Origin of the sequence: Actinoplanes couchii, assembly GCF_016862075.1 — a bacterium.
GTDB lineage: Bacteria > Actinomycetota > Actinomycetes > Mycobacteriales > Micromonosporaceae > Actinoplanes > Actinoplanes couchii.
This window is the reverse complement of sequence record NZ_BOMG01000057.1, coordinates 42,105-59,680: the sequence shown is the minus strand read 5'-3', so window position 1 is coordinate 59,680 and position 17,576 is coordinate 42,105. Positions and strand designations below refer to the sequence as shown.

Annotated in this window: 18 protein-coding genes and 1 pseudogene; 11 read left to right on the top strand and 8 right to left on the bottom strand. The window is 69.7% G+C overall.

The window, feature by feature from the left end:
• Positions 1–37: 37 nt before the first annotated feature.
• Both Aco03nite_RS23540 and Aco03nite_RS23535 read left to right on the top strand, forming a co-directional pair.
• Positions 38–238 carry a hypothetical protein gene (locus tag Aco03nite_RS23540; RefSeq protein ID WP_203797898.1) on the top strand — a complete coding sequence of 67 codons (201 nt, stop codon included), beginning with the start codon at positions 38–40 and terminating at the stop codon, positions 236–238.
• Between the two features lie 240 nt (positions 239–478).
• The gene (locus tag Aco03nite_RS23535) at positions 479–1,474 is read left to right on the top strand and encodes a hypothetical protein (protein WP_203797896.1); all 996 of its coding nucleotides are present in this window, start codon (positions 479–481) and stop codon (positions 1,472–1,474) included.
• 193 nt (positions 1,475–1,667) lie between these two features.
• Here Aco03nite_RS23535 and Aco03nite_RS23530 read toward each other — a convergent pair whose 3' ends face one another.
• Entirely contained in the window at positions 1,668–2,180 is a 513-nt protein-coding gene (locus Aco03nite_RS23530) for a MarR family winged helix-turn-helix transcriptional regulator (RefSeq protein ID WP_203797894.1), read from the bottom strand.
• Positions 2,181–2,279: 99 nt separating this feature from the next.
• On the opposite strand from Aco03nite_RS23530, the gene Aco03nite_RS23525 reads away from it, so the two are divergent.
• Complete coding sequence (locus Aco03nite_RS23525) at positions 2,280–3,533, top strand: FAD-dependent monooxygenase (protein WP_203797892.1); 1,254 nt, start codon at positions 2,280–2,282, stop codon at positions 3,531–3,533.
• A gap of 79 nt (positions 3,534–3,612) precedes the next feature.
• On the opposite strand, the gene Aco03nite_RS23520 is transcribed toward Aco03nite_RS23525, so the two are convergent.
• Positions 3,613–5,466: a LamG-like jellyroll fold domain-containing protein gene (locus tag Aco03nite_RS23520; RefSeq protein ID WP_203797890.1), complete on the bottom strand. Its 1,854-nt coding sequence runs from the start codon at positions 5,464–5,466 to the stop codon at positions 3,613–3,615.
• A 77-nt stretch (positions 5,467–5,543) separates the two neighbouring features.
• Between Aco03nite_RS23520 and Aco03nite_RS23515 the strand changes: the two genes are divergently transcribed.
• Positions 5,544–5,972 (top strand): hypothetical protein, encoded by a 429-nt coding sequence (locus Aco03nite_RS23515; protein WP_203797887.1) that lies wholly within the window; start codon positions 5,544–5,546, stop codon positions 5,970–5,972.
• On the opposite strand, the gene Aco03nite_RS23510 is transcribed toward Aco03nite_RS23515, so the two are convergent.
• Positions 5,969–6,517: a TetR/AcrR family transcriptional regulator gene (locus tag Aco03nite_RS23510; protein WP_239145371.1), complete on the bottom strand. Its 549-nt coding sequence runs from the start codon at positions 6,515–6,517 to the stop codon at positions 5,969–5,971. The two genes, Aco03nite_RS23515 and Aco03nite_RS23510, sit on opposite strands and share 4 nt — an antisense overlap.
• Positions 6,518–6,567: 50 nt before the next feature.
• On the opposite strand from Aco03nite_RS23510, the gene Aco03nite_RS23505 reads away from it, so the two are divergent.
• Complete coding sequence (locus Aco03nite_RS23505; protein WP_203797886.1) at positions 6,568–7,491, top strand: NADP-dependent oxidoreductase; 924 nt, start codon at positions 6,568–6,570, stop codon at positions 7,489–7,491.
• Here Aco03nite_RS23505 and Aco03nite_RS23500 read toward each other — a convergent pair.
• The gene (locus Aco03nite_RS23500; protein WP_203797884.1) at positions 7,430–7,948 is read right to left on the bottom strand and encodes a TetR/AcrR family transcriptional regulator; all 519 of its coding nucleotides are present in this window, start codon (positions 7,946–7,948) and stop codon (positions 7,430–7,432) included. The genes Aco03nite_RS23505 and Aco03nite_RS23500 overlap by 62 nt on opposite strands.
• A gap of 92 nt (positions 7,949–8,040) precedes the next feature.
• Between Aco03nite_RS23500 and Aco03nite_RS23495 the strand changes: the two genes are divergently transcribed.
• Entirely contained in the window at positions 8,041–8,766 is a 726-nt protein-coding gene (locus Aco03nite_RS23495) for an SDR family NAD(P)-dependent oxidoreductase (RefSeq protein ID WP_203797883.1), read from the top strand.
• A gap of 52 nt (positions 8,767–8,818) precedes the next feature.
• Here Aco03nite_RS23495 and Aco03nite_RS23490 read toward each other — a convergent pair whose 3' ends face one another.
• Complete coding sequence (locus Aco03nite_RS23490) at positions 8,819–9,475, bottom strand: DUF4360 domain-containing protein (RefSeq protein ID WP_203797882.1); 657 nt, start codon at positions 9,473–9,475, stop codon at positions 8,819–8,821.
• A 281-nt stretch (positions 9,476–9,756) separates the two neighbouring features.
• Here Aco03nite_RS23490 and Aco03nite_RS23485 point away from each other — a divergent pair, with 281 nt between their 5' ends.
• On the top strand, positions 9,757–10,371 hold the full coding sequence (locus Aco03nite_RS23485) for a DUF4360 domain-containing protein (protein WP_239145370.1): 615 nt from the start codon (positions 9,757–9,759) through the stop codon (positions 10,369–10,371).
• Between the two features lie 112 nt (positions 10,372–10,483).
• Entirely contained in the window at positions 10,484–11,203 is a 720-nt protein-coding gene (locus Aco03nite_RS23480; protein ID WP_203797881.1) for a DUF4062 domain-containing protein, read from the top strand.
• On the opposite strand, the gene Aco03nite_RS23475 is transcribed toward Aco03nite_RS23480, so the two are convergent.
• Positions 11,195–12,982 (bottom strand): vWA domain-containing protein, encoded by a 1,788-nt coding sequence (locus Aco03nite_RS23475; RefSeq protein ID WP_203797880.1) that lies wholly within the window; start codon positions 12,980–12,982, stop codon positions 11,195–11,197. The two genes, Aco03nite_RS23480 and Aco03nite_RS23475, sit on opposite strands and share 9 nt — an antisense overlap.
• A 183-nt stretch (positions 12,983–13,165) precedes the next feature.
• Here Aco03nite_RS23475 and Aco03nite_RS23470 point away from each other — a divergent pair, with 183 nt between their 5' ends.
• Entirely contained in the window at positions 13,166–13,936 is a 771-nt protein-coding gene (locus Aco03nite_RS23470; protein WP_203797878.1) for an LLM class F420-dependent oxidoreductase, read from the top strand.
• Between the two features lie 221 nt (positions 13,937–14,157).
• Here Aco03nite_RS23470 and Aco03nite_RS54755 read toward each other — a convergent pair.
• Positions 14,158–14,481 (bottom strand): annotated as a pseudogene (locus Aco03nite_RS54755) (transposase family protein); the annotation flags it as partial.
• Positions 14,482–14,598: 117 nt separating this feature from the next.
• Here Aco03nite_RS54755 and Aco03nite_RS23460 point away from each other — a divergent pair.
• On the top strand, positions 14,599–15,015 hold the full coding sequence (locus Aco03nite_RS23460; RefSeq protein ID WP_203797876.1) for an ASCH domain-containing protein: 417 nt from the start codon (positions 14,599–14,601) through the stop codon (positions 15,013–15,015).
• Positions 15,016–15,498: 483 nt separating this feature from the next.
• On the opposite strand, the gene Aco03nite_RS23455 is transcribed toward Aco03nite_RS23460, so the two are convergent.
• Entirely contained in the window at positions 15,499–16,923 is a 1,425-nt protein-coding gene (locus tag Aco03nite_RS23455) for a DHA2 family efflux MFS transporter permease subunit (RefSeq protein WP_239145369.1), read from the bottom strand.
• Positions 16,924–16,991: 68 nt separating this feature from the next.
• Here Aco03nite_RS23455 and Aco03nite_RS23450 point away from each other — a divergent pair, with 68 nt between their 5' ends.
• Complete coding sequence (locus tag Aco03nite_RS23450; RefSeq protein ID WP_203797875.1) at positions 16,992–17,540, top strand: TetR/AcrR family transcriptional regulator; 549 nt, start codon at positions 16,992–16,994, stop codon at positions 17,538–17,540.
• Positions 17,541–17,576: the final 36 nt, after the last annotated feature.

Below are 17,576 nucleotides of genomic sequence, written 5' to 3'. Positions count from 1 at the left end.
GGCTTTCAAGGACAGTTGGACGCGTCTGCGTGACCTGGTGTGGGGCGCCACCGGGGAGACAAGTGACAACCTGTGGGATCTGGCTCAGGGGCTGGATGCGGCGCTCAGCCGGTTCGTGCACGAGGACGACGTCGCGGCGGCCGAGATGTTCAAAGCGCGGGACGTCATGCAGGGCGACAGGACCGGGGTCAACGACGAGTGGTCGGCCGGCCACGACGACGGCACCTATCCGAGATAACGGAAAGGAGACCAGCCGTGGCGGATTTCCCGGAAAGCCTCGACGTCGCGATCAATAATCTGATCAACACGCTGACCCACAATCTCCTCGTGGGCGAGAGTGATAACGACGCGATCGAGGAGTTCATTCAGCTGTCCGGTATCCCCGTTTCTGAGCGACGGCAACATCCAGGCGTACGCCAAGCAGAAGGCGGAGGAGGTCTGGGGGCCGTACAAGGTGCTTCCCCTGCAGGGATATCAGATGCAGATCAGCAAGGCGCAGACCGATGTGGTGGCGCTCGTCAGGAACGTCACCTTCAACATCGCCATCGGTGTGCTGGGGGTCGTGTCCGCCGCGACCGGCGGTGCCGGGCTGGCCGTCGCCTCGATCGCCTCCGCCGCCGCGGCGGGAGGTCTCGCTCTACCTCGAGTACCGGGACAGGCAGTGGTGAGTGATGGCCCGCGGTTGCCCCGGCGGCAGCTGTTCGGTGTGGCCGGGATCGCGGCGGCGGTGTGGGCGGCCGGGAGTTGTGGGGAGCCGGACCGGGAGATCGATCCGCCCGAGCCGTCGCCGAGCCGTGATCCGGCTCTGCTCGTCGATGACATCGCGGACGGGATCTCGGTCGAGAACCTCGGGAGCTCGACGTTTCCGGCGCCGGACGGCGACGCCGCGCACCGCATCGTCGGTGCGGCTGCCGTCTTCCGGAACCTGACGGAGCAGCCGATGGACATCCACATCCGGTATCAGTTCGTGGACGAGGCGGGCCGGGGCCGGCACTCCGAGGAGCTGAACGACTGGGCGGCGATCATCAGCACCGGATGGGCCTACCTGCCGCCCGGGCGGGCCGTCGAATTCGGGGACGGCCAGCTCTTCGCCGCCGCCGAGGCGTCCCGGGTCGCGCGGATCGTCATGCGCGTGCTGGCGCAGCCGGCGACACCGTCGGTGCTGCTGGCGGCGAAGGTCGACAAGCTGATCCGCCGCGCCACCCCGGCCAGCGGCTTCGACTACGTCTCCTTCGAGGTGGACAACCAGGAGTTCCCGTTCGAGGAGCCGCACTACAGCCTGGTGTTCAAAACCGCCGACGGCGGCCTGACCGACGGCTGGTTCATCGACCGCTCCCACTGGGTGGACATCGGGAAGGCGCTGCCGGAGGGGGAGACCGACAGGTACCCCCGCGGCGTCAGCCGGCACACCCTCCCGGTCATCCTCCCGCCGGACGCCCGGCCCGACCACGTCGCCATGCATCTCTGGAAGTGATCGGCCCTCCGCGGGGCGGTCGACCGACCCCTTGCCACGGGTGCTGACCGTTGCGGTTGTAGCGCCATGTCAGGGCTTCGCCGACTTCGGACATGCGCTCGCGGGTGTCGGGGCTGGAGGCGACCGAGACCTCGATCTCGGACGGGTCGCGGCCGATGGTGTCGCAGTGGCCGTGCAGGACGCCGAGTTTACGTCACCCGGCCGTGACGTCCGGAGGTTGGCGTCGCCGTGCCGCGTGGGGCCTGCCGTTCTGGCGGAGGCGGGTGGCCTCGCGCAATGCCACGTCACGGCTGGTGCGGGCGAAGTCGGTGAGCAGGCGCAGCTGGTCGTCGGTGAACCGGGCCATGTGTTCGCTGAGATAGACGGCCATCGGCTGGTACAGCGCGGCCAGTTCGCCGGCCCGGTCCGGCCGGGGGTGCACGGTGATCCGGCGGCGGTCCTGCGGATCGTGCTCGCGGCGGACCAGGCGCTGAGCCTCCATGCGGTCGAGCATCTTGCTGACCGCCCCGGTGGTCAGGCCCATCCGCTCAGCCAGCTCGGTGGGAGTGACGGCGACGCCCGCGCTGACGAGGTTGAGGCAGTGCAGATCGTTGACCGGCACACCGAGCTGATCGGCGACCGCGGCCTGGAACAGTGCGGTGGCGCTGACGAATTGTGGAATCTCCGTCCAGGCGGTCGCCCTGAGCGCGTCGTGGTCCGTTGACATGCAATCCTTTCCCGGGTAACTTCCTCAAGAAGTTACTTCTTGAGGAAGTTAATTTCGCGGCGAGACGACTCCAGAAGCCTAGAGCAGGGAGAAGGTGCCATGACTCATGCACTGATCATCGGCGGCGGCATCGCGGGTTCCGTCACGGCCATCGCGCTGCAGAGAGTCGGCATCGACGCCACCGTCTACGAGGCTCACACCACGCCGGCCCACGAGGTGGGCGCCAGCATGGGCATCTCACTCAACGGCCTCGCGGCGTTGCGCACTCTCGACGCGCACGCCGCGGTCCGCGACGCCGGCTTCCCCGTTCCGCGCGGCGACATGTGGCTGGGCAACGGCAGGCATCTCGGCGCACAGGACACCGGAACTCCGCTGCCCGACGGGACGCTTCCCGTCGTGATCCGGCGGTCGGACCTCTACGCCGTGCTTCGTCAGGAGGCGATCCGCCGTGGTGTCCCCATCCACCACGGCAAACGCCTCGCCGGGGTCGAGCACCGTGGCGGCCGGGTGGCTGCCCTGTTCGACGACGGCACGGAGGCCGTCGGCGATCTGCTCATCGGCGCCGACGGCATCGGCTCGACCGTCCGGAGCCACGTGGACCCGCGCGCACCTCGGCCCCGATACGTCGGGCTCATCGGCACCGGCGGAATCACCAGCGAGATCACCCCGACGTCCGAGCCCGGGACGATGCACATGGTTTTCGGCCGACGTGCGTTCTTCGCCTCCATGGTCAGTCCCGACGGCGGCGTCTGGTGGTTCGTCAACCTGCCCCGCGCTCACGAGCCGTCCGGAACGGACCTGACCGCGATCACCGGCCCGGAATGGCAGCAGCGGCTCCTGCGAGCTTTCACCGGAGACAGGTCACCGGCCGTGGAGTGCATCCGCGCGACGACGCCGGACTACACCTGGTTCCCGATGCACGACATGCCGCCTCCGCGGCGGTGGCATCGTGGCCGTGTCGTCCTTGTCGGCGACGCCGCCCATGTGACCTCCCCGAGTTCTGGCCAGGGCGCGTCGATGGCTTTCGAGGACGCTGTGCAACTGGCCCGCTGCCTGCGCGACCGGCGCTACCCGGGTGACGCGTTCCGTGCATACCAACAGTTGCGCGACGGCAGGGTCGGCAAGGTGCTGGCGGGAGCCCGGCAGGTGAACCGGAGCAAGTCGGCCACCGGCGTGGGACGAGTCCTCCGCGACGTTACGTTTCCCCTGTTCATGAGAAGGTTCAACACGCCGCGGGCGTTCGCGTGGCTGTACGACTACCGCATCGACTTCGATCGGCCGGTAGACGATGCCGCGAGCGTCGGGCGAGGAACTCGCAGAGTTCTCGCCGATGTCCGGAGGCGGACCCGCTGACATCGCCGGCCGATCGTGTCGACAATTTCCGGCCGGGACGACACCGGGAACGCGCTCTCGGTGCCCTCCTCGGGCCGGGTCAGCCGATCTTGATCCAGACGTCGTCGAGGGTGCCGTGGAACTGGTCGTTGTTGTCGGCCACGCCCTTGCCGCCGATGGTCAGGGGGTGGGTGGAGTCGGCGGACAGGGACTCCGGGATCGCGGTCACCGATTCGACACGGCCGTCGACCAGGATGGACAGTTCGGCGCCGGAGCGACGGCACTCCAGGGTGTGCCATCTGTCGTCGGCGACCGTGGTCCGGCTCCAGGCCGTCAGCAGCGTGCCGGTCTGGTCGCTCATGCCGCAGCTGGGCTTGCCGGACAGGCCGTCGACCTGCAGTTTGTACTGGCCGCCCCCGGTCGCGTAACCCTTCTGCAGGATGTTCTCGCCCCGGCCGGTCTCGTCGGGTGACATCAGTACTCCGGCGCCGTACCGCAGCGGGCCGGTTCCGGGGTTGAGGCCGGTGGTGTCGCCGGCCCGCAGCACGAGCCGCGGACAGTGACCACCGGTGCATCTGGCGGGGAACCGGATCGCCTGGCCGCGGCCGTGCGGGACGGTCCGGGGCGCCGCGCCGTTGCGGGCGACCGCGTGCAGCAGGTGCCCGTGCCCGGATCCGTCGTCGTAGGTGCCGTCGGCGACGGTGCTGTCGAAGTTGTACGCCGCCACGTGCCCGGCGGCCGCCTTCTCCAGAGCCGCCACGTGCCCGGCCGCCGCCTTCTCCAGCACCGGGCCGGCGCCGTGGAACTCGACGTAGCGTTTCCGGATCAGGCCGCTGACCGTGGTGAAGTCGCCGACCGCGCTGACCGATCCGAGGCGGGCGCTGGCCGCCAGGTCCCGGGTGCCGGCCACCCCGTTGGCCTGCGGCGCCCAGTCGAGCAGGTTGCCCTCGCGGTCGACGGCGGCGAGTTTGCCGCGGGCCACCGACCCGTCGGTGCAGATGCCGCGGGCCCCGTTGTTGGTGGTGGTGCAGGCGGCGTCGAAGTGGCCGCCGACGTAGACGGTGCCGTCCAGCACGGTGATCGCCTGGGCGTCGCCGTCGAAGACCCGGGTCCAGCGGGTGCGGCCGTCCCGGTCGTAGGAGACGGCCCGGCCGCCCTGCCCGCCGAGCGCCGCGTACACCCCGTCGTCGTCGGCGGCCAGCGCGAGCACCTGGGACACCGGTTTCGGCAGGAAACCACGGTCCAGTTCGCCGGTGACCGGGTGGACGGCGGTGAGCCGCAGGCTGGAGCTCACGGCGTTGGTCTTGTGGAAGCTGCCGCCGACGTAGATCCGGTAGTCGCTGACGGCGATCGCGTTCACGGTGTCGTCGGTGGCCGGCTGCCAGAAGGTGTCGAGGTTCCCGGTGGCGGCGTCGAAGGCGGCCAGGTTGGCCCGGGGCACCCCGTCGACCGCGGTGATCCGCCCGCCCAGGTAGATCCGGCCGTGCCCGGCGGCGATCGCGCTGGGCTGGCCGAGCACGGTGTGGCGCAGCGCGGTGACCCGGCCGTCGACGCCGTCCAGCCCGGCCACCGCGTCCCGGGGCTCGCCGTTGATCACGTCGAAGTCGCCGGCCGCGTAGACGACACCGTCCGCCACGGCCAGGGCGCGCACGTTGGCGTCGGCGGTGGGCCGCCAGTCCAGCAGTTCACCGGTTCGGGCGTCGAAGGCGGCGAACCGCGTCCGCGGCGAGTTGCGGCCGTTGACCGAGGCGAGGGTGAAGTTGCCGCCGACGTAGACGGTGTTCCCGGCGTAGGCGACCGCGTACACCGGGCCGTTGAACGACGGCGACGAGGACGGTTCGGAGGACACGACTTCGGCGTACGCCGTATCCCCGGCGGCGGCGACGATCGTGGCGACCGCGGTGACCAGCACACGGCGCAGCGCTTTCTGCAAAATTCTGGGGATGTCTGCCACAACTGGGACTAACTCACGAGATCCGCAAAAGTGGCGGCGGGACTATGCTCCCCCGTACGCCATCGAAGGGTTTGAGTATGTCGCACCGTCGCCGCATCGCCTTGGCCGTCGCGATCCTGCTGCCGCTCGCCGGTTGTGACGGCATCGAGATCGACGTGCCACCGGGTTCGGTGCCGGTCCCGGTCAGCATCGCGCCGATCCCGTCGGCCTCCGCCGGGCAGCCGGAATATGTGTGCACGGCCGTCTACCGGACGCTCACCGAGGGCGCGGTCCGGCTGGCCGAGTTCACCGTCAACGAGGACGCCGAGGGGCTGAAGAAGCAGTTCGCCGCGATGGCGGCCGAGATCGCGGCGGCCGGCGAGAAGAGCACCGACCCGGCGCAGCGGGCGGCGGTCGGGGAGATCGCCGACGCGCTGACCGAGGGCGCCCAGCGGCCCGACCCGAAGGGTTTCCTGAACGGCGAGTTCGCCACCATCGGCCAAAAGCTCGACGGGACGTGTGCTTAAGCGCGGAATCCCTGGATGGTCAGGGCGGCGAACCGGCGCGAGTCGGCCGGGCGCAGGCCGCCGTTGGCCCGCAGCACCAGGATGAAGTCGTCGACGGTGAAGTCGGCGCGCAGCTTTCCGGCGGCCTTGGCCCGGGCGGCCAGGTCGGCGACACCGAGATAACCCTGCTCCAGCACGGTCGCCCGGTCGACGGCCTGTGGGTACGCCGCGAGGAACGCCGCCGTGAACCCGCGGTCCCGGGCGTGCAGGTCGAACATCTCCTCGACGAGCCGGCACAGGCCGCGCCAGGCGTCGGTGTCGGCGACGGCCCGTTCCAGCACCACCTCACAGGCCCGGGACTGCTCCTCGAACGCCTCGACGACCAGCGACTCCTTGGTCGGGAACCGCCGGTAGAGGGTGGCCGGGCCGACGTCGGCCCGCCGGGCGATCTCCCGCATCGGCACGTCGAGGCCGCCCTCGGCGAACAGCTCGCGGGCCGCGGTCAGGATCCGCTCCCGGTTGTCGCGGGCGTCCGAGCGGAGCGTCTGAGTCATCTTCACCGTCACGGCTCTCACTTTAGCCAAGTGGACGGGGCGTTCCGGATAGCGTGCCGGGCATGAGAGCACTGCAGTTCTTCGAGTACGGATCCGCCGACGTGCTGCGGGTCGCCGAGATCCCCGAGCCGCACCCCGGCCCCGGCGAGATCCGGATCGCGGTGCGTTCCTCCGGTGTCACCCCGGCCGACTGGAAGCTGCGCTCCGGCGCCTTCCAGCAGCTGATCCCGCTGACCCTGCCGCACACCCTCGGCATCGACGCGGCCGGCGTGGTCGACGAGATCGGCGACGGCGTGACCGGGGTCGCGGTGGGCGACGAGGTCTACGGCATGGCGAGCCTGGAGCGGATGGGCGGCGCCAACGCCGACTTCGCGATCCTCACCCTGTGGGGGCCCAAGCCCGCGGCATGGAGCTGGGACGAGGCCGGCGGCGCCGCGGGCAACACCGAGACGTCGGTACGGGTCCTCGATCTGCTGGCGATCGGGTCCGGTGACACCCTGCTGATCGAGGGCGCCGCCGGCGGGGTCGGCAGCATGGCGGTGCAGCTGGCCCGGGCCCGGGGCGCGCGGGTGATCGGCACCGCGAGCGCCGGCAACCACGAGTTCCTCGCCGGGCTGGGCGCGACGCCTGTCACCTACGGCCCGGGGCTGGCCGGCCGGCTGGACGGCCCGGTCGACGCGGTGTTCGACTGTGCCGGCTCCGGATCACTGGCCGAGCTGGTCGCGATCGCCGGCGGGCCGGCGCGGGTGGTGACGATCGCCGACTTCACCGGCGCCGAGCACGGGGTGCGGATGTCCCGGACCGGTGGACCGGGCGCCGAACCGCAGTCCCGGGACGCGCTGACGATCGCCGCCGCGGTGCCCGGCCTCACGGTGCCGCTGGCCGGGGTGTTCGCCCTGGAGGACGCCGCCGGGGCGCACCGGCTCAGCGAGACCGGTCACGTACGGGGGAAGGTCGTTCTGAGGTCTTCGCCACCAGTGTCCTGAGGTCGTCCTCGGTGATCTCCTCCAGCAGGAAGACCACCCGGTAGACCACGTAGCCCAGCCGGGCGCGGGCGGTGACCGGATCGCCGGTCACCGCCGTCAGCGCCTGCTCCCACGGGTGCAGGATGTCGCGCAGGTCGGCTCGCCCGGCCTCGCCCCGGCTGCTCATCGCGGCGGCCACCACACTGGCGTCGCCATAGCGGGTCAGGGCGGTGACCAGGGCTTTCAAGATTTCAAGATCATCTGCTGGTACGTCGTCCGGGGCCAGCCGGTCACGGACCGCGTCGGTGACGACCGCCGCCTTGTTCGGCCACCAGCGGTAGAGCGTCATCTTGGCCACACCGGAACGCTCGGCGATCTTCTCCATCGTGACCCGGTGGTAGCCGATCTCGATCAGCAGCTCCTCGGCCGCGGCCAGTGCCGCCCGGTGTGCCTCGGGGTCTCGTTTCCGGCCGGCCATCGGTTCCCTTCACCGTCATCGCGCGAATCACAGGGTCCTTATACCTGTACGAGACGTACCGTACAGGTATTGCTTCTTCCAGGGGGACCGTGATGGCACGACTGACAGGCAAGACCGCACTGGTGACCGGAGCCGCCGGCGGCATCGGCAAGGCGACCGCCCAGCGCTTGGCGGCCGAGGGCGCGACGGTGATCGTCGCCGACGTACAGGACACGCTCGGCAAGCGGACGGCCGAGGAGATCGGCGGGCTCTACCTGAGCCTCGACGTCACCAGCGAGGCCGCGTGGGAGCGGGCGGTGGCGACCGTGCGGGAGACGTACGGTGGGCTGGACATTCTGGTCAACAACGCCGGCATCAGTGACCGGGACGTGCTGGAGAACACCGATCTGGCGACGTACGAGAAGGTCGTCGCGGTCACCCAGACCAGCGTCTTCCTCGGCACGAAGGCGTTCGCGCCGCTGCTCAAGGCCGCACCGGCCGCCTCGGTGGTCAACATCAGCTCGATCTTCGCCGCGTCCGGCGGGTTCGGCGCGTCGCCCGCCTACCACGCCGCCAAGGGCGCGGTCCGGACGCTGACGAAGAACATCGCCATCGAGTGGGCGCCGCTCGGGGTCCGGGTCAACAGCGTGCACCCGGGCTTCATCGAGACACCGATGATGGGCGACACCGACCGCACGCCGCTGGTGGAGGTGACCCCGCTCGGCCGGGTCGGCCGGCCGGAGGAGGTCGCGAACGCGGTGCTGTTCCTGGCCAGTGACGAGGCGTCCTTCGTCACCGGTTCCGAGCTGTACGTGGACGGCGGCTACATCGCCCGCTGAACGGCTGTTTTCAAGAGGCGATGGACTTTTCCAAGTCCATCGCCTCTTTCATTCACTTCGCGTTACACCGCATCCAGTTGAAGTGGTAGATCGTCTGGATGCTGCCGTCGGTGGAGTCCATCGTCAGATAGCTGACGTCGGTCGACGAGCCCCGGGCGACCCGCAACTCGGTGTTGATGTTGAGGTTGCGCTGCTCACCACAGGGGCGGTAGACCTGTGAGGCGATCGGGACCTCGTCGGTGATGAGCCAGTTGTCGTCCAGCGGCGCGCCGATCGCGTGGTTGGCGTAAGCGCCGACCGTCATGCCCTGGAAGTAGTAGTTGGCCCGCTGCTGCGCGGTCGCGCCGGACCGCAGGTAGCCGTAACCGCGGTAGTCCACCTTGGCGATCGCGAAGGTGAAGCCGGCCGGGGCGTTGACCGACACGTTGAGCTGGCAGTTCTTCCGGTTCTCGGTCACCGGGATGTTCGGGCCCGCCTGGGCGAGGTAGGCGCTGTAGATCGCGGTGAACGCGGAGTTGTCCGGCGAGATGGCCACGTCGGCGGTGCCCGGGGCGCAGCCCGAGCCGGCCATCGCTACCAGCTGGATGGTCATCTGACCGGCCGGCGGCGGGTCGACGATGACGATGACCGCCTGGGCCGGCGTCGCGGCCAGCAGCGATGACGCGAGGAACGCCAGCACCACGCAGCCACGGGTTAACAAACTTCTCATTTTTATCCCCTTCGGGATCGGGAACGGTCGGCTCAAGCTATTGATGCACTTCAATAGAAGTCAACAGCTGTAAACGTCGATGGGGGATTTCTTGCCGCCGTACGGTAAAGAGGAATGCCGGGCAGGAACCCGACAAATGCCGCGCACGATGTCCTTTTGCGGAGGTTTGGCCGGCCGTTTTTCCCGAGTTCCTAGATCAATAGCAATTCATACTTGTGAATGTCGGATGGCCGCCACTACGGTGGTCGCCGATGCGCCCGTTCCCCTTTGGAAGGACCCCCATGAAAAGCAGCAATCGTGTGCTCGCGGCCGTGCTCGGCGCGGCCCTCGCGCTCCCACTCGGCGCCGCTCCGGCCCAGGCCGCCCCGGCCATCACCGTCGAGGTGATCGCCGCCAACGGATCCGGCTGCGCCCCCGGCACCGCCTCGGTCGTGCCCAACGCCGACGGCACCGGCTTCCGGGTCCGCTACCGCGACTTCACCGCCTCCGCCGGCGGCAGCGCCGACATCGTCGACCGGCGCAAGAACTGCCAGCTCGGCGTCCTGGTGTCCATCCCCGACGGCTGGACCATCGCGATCGCCTCCGCCAACTACCGCGGCCGGGCCGCCCTCAAGTCCGGCGCCACCGCCCTGCAGCGCACCAGCTACTACTGGCAGGGCGCCTCCGCCACCGAGCGCAAGGACGTGACCTTCACCGGGCCGTACAACGGGCTCTGGACCACCTGGGACGTGGCGCCGGTGATGACGTACGCGGAATGCGGCTCGCAGAGCGTCCTCAACGTCAACACCGAGCTGCGGGTCGACGCCGGCACCTCCACCTCCACCAGCACCATGTCGATGAGCAACACCGAAGCCGATGTGGAGACCCTCTTCAACTACAGCGTCTCCTCCTGCTGACGACTGCCCCCACCCACGTCCCGCATTCCACCCCCGGCGCCTTGCGATCCGCCACGACACGGCCGCACCATGGTCGCTGACATCACTGGCGGGGCGTCGGGGGGAGGAACCGGTGAGCGTCCACGGCGCGCAGTTCGGCAACAACAACACCCAGAACAACGATTTCAAGATCATGCTCAATGGCGAAAAGGTTCTGGTCGGTTTCACCGAGGAGCTGGAGAACACCCCGAAAGATCGTTCCTTCGCCACGGCAGCGCTGGAAGCCGCGGCGATCCCCCTGGCCACATCCGGTGCGAGGCTGGGCTCGAATCTGACCGCCCGGCAGTACCGCGATCGGATGAAGGAGATCCAGAATTACGTCTTCGTGGTCGGCCTCCGCTACGGACAGCGGGTTTGGGGAAGGCCGTGGAAATCGTATCCACAACTCGGGATCGAGATAGCTCGCCGGAGCGGCAAGCCATACCTGATCATCCTCATCAGCGGGAACGGCAACTTTTCCCGGGCAGATGACTTCAACGCCGGGGACACGAGCGAGAAGCACCGGCAGAATCTCTTGCGGGACGCTCTCCGGGAGAAGCACAGCCCGGTCGTGGTCGACAGCGTGGCGGAGCTGGAGACCGAGATGAGGAAATTCCTCCAGAACCCGCAAACCGGATCGCGGTCACGACCACGGCTGCACGGCGATCACCCGCTGGCCATCGCCGTGCTGCTCGGTGGCGCCGGATTCGCGGGACTGTGGCAGTGGGCCGGCCAGCCGGTGGGCCAGGCCGCCCTCGCCGCCGGACTGGCCGGATTCGTGACGTTCATGGGTGGCCGGAAATGGTCAGGCTGAGCCCAGCACCTGGCTCATGATGTTGCGCAGGGCCTGACTGTTGCTGCTGCTCTCGGCCGCCTGACCGGAGACGCCGCTGCAGTTGGCGTACTGTTCCAGCGCCGCGGCCCCGTCCCGCTGCTGCTCCGCGGAGTAGATGCCCGGGTCGTAGTGGATGGTGTGCACCGGCACGTCCACCCTGTTCTTCTTCAGATGGGCGCAGACCGCGGCGTCGGAGATCCCGTCGTTCCAGTCGTTGACGCCGTCACTGAGCACGATCAGCACGTCGAGGGTGCCGCCACCACCGCTCGCGTGCCGGGCCGCGACCCGGTCGTACAGGTCCCGGACGGTGGTGTGCACACTCGACCGTTTCGTGAGCGTCTCGTCCCTCGGCGCGGAGCCCAGCCGGGCCGCCTCCGCCGCCCAGCCCGTTCCCACGTCGGCGAGGTCCCGGATCGACCAGTACGGGCTGCGATGGCTCTCCGTACCGGCGAACTGGAAGATCTCCACCTGGTCGGTCGGCCGCATCAGCCCCACCCCGTCGGCCACCGCCCGGGTCGCCTCCCGCAGCCGCTCGTCCCGCATGCTGCCGGAGACGTCCATCGCGATGGTGATCCGGCGCTTCGACCGCAGGTCCAGCCAGCGCCGCACCATCTCGGACCGCACCGTGCCGTCCGGCAGCGGCAGCGAGACGACCGCGGTCTCCCCGGGGCGTGCCGGTGCGCAGCCGACCGACCCGTTGCCGACCGGGGAACGGAACCCGGCGTCGCAGAGGACGTTCCAGTTCTTCATCACGTACGACAGGAAGTGCTCGGCAATGGCCTTCTCGTCGTCTCCGGCGGTGTCCAGCGGAACCCAGGGGTGATCGGCCACGATCGACTCGGCCATCCCGGACGGCCCGACCGGATGGATCGCCACCAGGGGCACCTCCGGTTTCCGCCCGGTCTGCCGGCTGTCCAGGTAACGCGGGAACAGTCCGTCGTTGAACCCGTACACCATCTGCTCCTGCACCATGATCATGGTGTTCGCCGGGATGTTGGCGCTTTGGTTCCACCCGCGCAGGATCTCGACGGAGTCGTTCAGGAAACCGCCCTTGGCCGCCGACTGCACGGTCCGCACGAACCCGCTCAGCGACGGCAGCCCCTCGGCGGTCAGAGTTGCCGGAGCCAGTTCACCGTCCCCGGCGGCGGCCGCGGCGTACGTCAGGAAGGTGGCCATCGCCCCCGACGTGGACGTCCGCGGATTCTCCTGGGTGTAGAACAGGTCGTCGCCGAGCGCGTCCATCGCCTGCCGCCAGGTCGGCGGCCGGTCCAGCCAGCCCAGCGGCCCGGCGGTCGCCTCGGTCATCGCCAGCACCAGCGGGCTGGCCGCCAGCGAGCGCACCGGACGCTGGCCGTAACCGGATCTGCTGTCCAGGTCGAGCTGCTCCAGCCAGACCACCGACGACGGCGCCCAGACGTGCGCCGACCTGACCGCGGCCCGGTCGGCCTCGCTGATCGCCGCGTCCTGGTGATCCGGATCGGCCAGCAGCTCCTCGGCGATTCCCGAGGAGACCTTGTGCACCCTGATCTCCCCGCACCGGATCTCCGGGTCGTGAGCCGCCGCGTTGTACCGGTCGGCGAGGGTGGCGAGCGGCCCGGCCTTCTCCGTCGAGGAGACCACGTTCACCGTCACCGGGTCGGCGCAGACCCTCAGCTCGGGCACCGTGTCCAGCGGGTGGACGAGCAGGGCCAGCACGATGACGATCACCCCGAGTAGCGGGCCCAGAATCCGCCGCCATCGTTCGTACCAGCCGGACATCCCCGTCACCGCCCCGAATCCGCTTCCCGCGTGACCGGCGATGGCGCGACATCGCCGGGATTCAGAAAGCCGCCGCATCGCCCGGCTTCAATCCGCGAGGTTAACAGTCCGGGCCCGCCCCGAAAGCGTTCCGCCCCGGCGAGTTCACCGCCCCGGCCCGGCGCCGGACGTAGGCTCGCCCCTATGACCGAGAGGCCGATTCGCATCGGACTGCAGCTGCAGCCACAACACATGGACTACGCCACCATCCGCCGCACCGCCGCCGAAGCGGACGAGCTGGGCGTGGACATCCTGTTCAACTGGGACCACTTCTACCCGCTGTACGGCGAGCCCGACGGCCTGCACTTCGAGTGCTGGACCATGCTCGCCGCCTGGGCCGAGTCCACCAGCCGGGCCGAGATCGGCGCCCTGGTCAGCTGCAACAGCTACCGCAACCCGGAACTGCTCGCCGACATGGCCCGCACCGTCGACCACATCTCCGGCGGCCGCCTCATCCTCGGCATCGGCTCCGGCTGGTTCGAACGCGACTACACCGAATACGGCTACGAATTCGGCACCGCCGGCGGCCGCCTCGACGACCTCGCCGTCTCCCTGCCCCGCATCGAATCCCGCTGGGCCAAACTCAACCCGAAACCCACCCGCGACATCCCCGTCCTGATCGGCGGCGGCGGCGAGAAGAAGACCCTGCGCCTGGTCGCCCGGCACGCCACCATCTGGCACAGCTTCTCCGACGCCGAAACCCTCGAACGCAAACTCGGCGTCCTGCGCGGCCACTGCGAGACCATCGGCCGCGACCCGGCCGAGATCGAGGTCTCGGTCGCCTCCAGCCCCGACACCCGCGAGAAGATGTACGAACTCGGCGCCCGCCTGTTCACCATCGGCGTCGGCGGCCCCGAACCCGACCTCACCGAACTCCGCGAGGCCCTGACCTGGCGCGACAAGCGCAACGGCTAGTCACCTCGGCTGGGGTGGGCCGGAAGATTCAGCCGGGGGAGATGTCCGGCCTCAGTGCTCGGATCGAGTCAGCGGAAGCAGGTGACCCGCTGACTCGCCGGGTACGGGCTCTTCTCTGCTGGAGAAAGCCGGCCTGGTTCGTCCCGAAGCGCAGTTGGGCGGGAAACGGGGTGCCCGAGCGGGAATGGCACAGAGATGATTGAGTCTTGAATATTTGCTGGTCAATGGGGTGCGCCGATGTTGGTATGGTGCCAGATCACGGCGGCCAGGGCGAGTAGGCGTTGATCGACGCGGGCGAACAGGCCGTCGTGGCGTCGGGCACCGTGTCGTTCCAGGGAGAGCCGGCCTTTCCGGGTCTGGAAGATCGACTCGATCCATCGGCGGGCTCGGAGCAGGGCCTTCTCTGCGGGGGTGCGTACGGCGTCGGCTGTGGCGTTGGCGCGTTTCGGGCGTACGAGGTGGATGTCCTGCCGGTCGCAGAACCGGTCGAACTCCGGGCTGGCGAACCCGCGGTCGGCCAGGATGACCTGCCCGGTGGTGATCAGTGTTGATGTCAGCTGTCACGAGCAGACAACGACACCCTTCTCCATGTCGATACGTCCGCACGCCAGAACGTACATCCACCAGCAAATACTCAAGACTCAATCAGCTAGCCTCGCCGGGTGACCGACGAGCTGCCGCACTACTGTCTCGCCTTTCCCGGCCCGCTGCGCGACAAGCTGGTCGCTGCTGTGCTCGATGGGCGCAAGACCAGCACCACCGGCCTGCTGCAGGACTACGAGGTCGAGCCGGAACCGCTGCCCGCCGTGGGTCAACGCTCGGCCTTGATCGACTCGGCCGGCCAGCCGGTCGCCGTGCTCGAAGTGACCGAGGTTCGTATCGCCCGGGTCGGGGACGTCGACCTGGCGCACGCCATCGACGAGGGTGAGGGCTTCACGACGGTGGCCGAGTGGCGTGCGGGCCATGAGACCTACTGGCACAGCGAGGACTACCGCGGCTGGCTGGGGGATCCGGCCTTCACGATCACCGACGACACCCAGGCGGTGCTCGAACGCTTCCGCGTCGTGACGCGCCTCTGAGACCGGCGATCCGGAGTTCACGTTTCAGGCCAGGGCTCACGGCCACCTGGGACGTCGATCGTGCGGTCACCCGCACCGTCCTCGCCGGCGAGCACCCGCCCACCGCGGCGAGCCGAAGCCGCTCGGGTTGTGGTGATTCAAGGTCGACCGGTGCCGGCCGGCGGTTTCGGCATCGAGCGCACGTTCCGCCTCGGCGCGGGACGCGCTGATCGCCGATCTTGGCTTGCCGGGTTCTCCGACGTGTGCGCCGTGCGCCGGTCGGGGGCGGTTGCTGAACGGGAAACGTGTGCCGGTCGGAAGGCCGGCACACGTCTCACACAGCTCGCCGGGGGAGGCCGGCGGTGGGCTTCTCCGCCGTCCGGACCGGGGAGAGCGAATGCGTGGATCACGGCCGAGGACGGAGGCCGGTGAGTCGCGCTGACCGGACGGCGCAGAATCGAAGGCCATCGTTGCAGCCGTGTTGCGAACACGCAACAGGGTGTTTCAGGCCGGCACCGCGGCTTCGGCGGGCGCCTGTTCAGAGGTCGCCGCCGGGATCGCCGCGTCGCGGGGCAGGAACGTGGCCACCAGGGCGCCGGCCGCCAGGATCGCGGCGCCGGTCAGTACGCCGGGGACCGCGCCGTCGACGAACTCCTGCGGGCCGGCGAACCCGCCGAACGTGCTGAACACCGACGACAGCGCGGCCACCCCGGCCGCCACCCCGAACTCGCGGATCGTGTTGTTGGTGCCGGATGCCACGCCCCGCTGCAGGTCCGAGACGCTGGCCAGGGTGATCGTGCTGATCGGTGCGAAGGTCAGGCCCATGCCGACACCGGCCAGCAGGAACGCGCCGACGAACTCGGGGTAGGTGGCGTCCGGTGACAGGATCAGGCCGATCCAGAGCATCCCGCCGGCCAGCAGCACCTGACCGGCGACGACCAGGTTGCGCACGCCCAGCCGGGCCCCGAAGATGCCGGCCAGCGGCGCCACCACCATCGGCGCGGCGGTCCACGGCAGGGTGCGCAGCCCGGACTCCAGCGGGCTCAGCCCCTGGGTCACCTGGAAATACTGGGCGAGCAGGAAGACCGAACCGAACGCGCCCGCCGAGAACGTCAGCGACACCGCGTTGACCAGGCTGAACGAGCGGGACCGGAAGAGGGTCAGGGGCAGCATCGGCGTCCGGTTGCGGGCCTGCCAGACCAGGAAACCGGCGAGCAGCGCGACACCCGCGCCCAGCATCACCGGCACCCGGCCGGTGGTCCAGCCGCGCTCCGGGCCGTCCACGATGCCCCAGATCAGCAGCAGCATGCCGGAGGCCGACAGCAGCAGGCCGAGCGGGTCGAGACGGCGGGCCCCGCCGCGGGAGTCGTCGAGCACCACCGCGGCCAGGATCAGCGCGCCGACGCCGATCGGCACGTTGACCCAGAAGATCCAGTTCCAGGTGAGACCGTCGACGACCGCGCCGCCGACCACCGGGCCGACCGCGACGCCGAGGCCGGTGATGCCACCCCAGATGCCGACCGCCGCGTTGCGCAACCGGTCCGGGACCGCGCCGGCCAGCAGGGTCAGCGACAGCGGTGCGATGGCGGCGCCGCCGATGCCCTGGATCGCGCGGGCCGCGGTGAGCTGCCACGGCTCGGTGGAGAGGGCGGCCGCGGCGGAGGCGGCGGTGAAGAGGGCGATGCCGGCCAGGTAGACCCGGCGGCGGCCCAGGCGGTCGCCGAGCGCGGCGGCGGTGAGCAGGAAGGCGGCGAACGGCAGCGTGTACGCGTTGACGAACCACTGCAGGTCGGAGATGGACGCGCCGAGCTCGGTGCGGATCACCGGCAGCGCGGTGCTGACGACCAGGTTGTCCAGCGCGCCCATGAAGGCCGGGATGCCGACGGCGGCGATCACCAGCCCGAAGGGGCGGTGCTTGGTGGTGGCCACGAGTTCCCCCGTAAGTTGTTATCGACTGATAACTAAACACGGTAAGCATCGACTGATAACCTGTCAACATGGTCCGCACCCGCCTCACCGCTCCGGAACGTCACGCCCAGCTGGTGGCCGCCGCCGTCACCGCCTTCGCCGGGGGCGGTTACGCGGGCACCACCACCGACCAGGTGGCCAGGCTGGCCGGGGTCTCCCAGCCGTACGTGATCAGGCTCTTCGGCTCCAAACAGGAGCTGTTCCTGGCGACCGTGCGGCACGCCGGCGACCGGGTCGGCCGGATCTGGCGGGACGCGGCCGCCGAGGACCCCACCCTGGCCGGGCTGGGCGCCGCCTACAAGACGCTGCTCGACGAGCGTGACCTGCTGGTGGTGCTGCTGCACGGGTTCGCGGCCGGGTCCGACCCGGGGCTCGGCGACGCCGTCCGGCGCTGTTACGGCGAGCTGTTCCAGCTGGTCCGGGAGCTGACCGGGTGCACCGCCGAGGAGGCCCGCGACTTCTTCGCACACGGCATGCTGATCACCGTGCTGGGGGCGATGCGGGTGCTCGGCCCGGAGGCGGTGCCCCCGGACCCGTGGATGATCGACCTGCTGCGTGCCCTGCCGTACCAGAAATAGCGGTTGGAGCCGGTGAAATCCGTCCGGGCGCGCGGC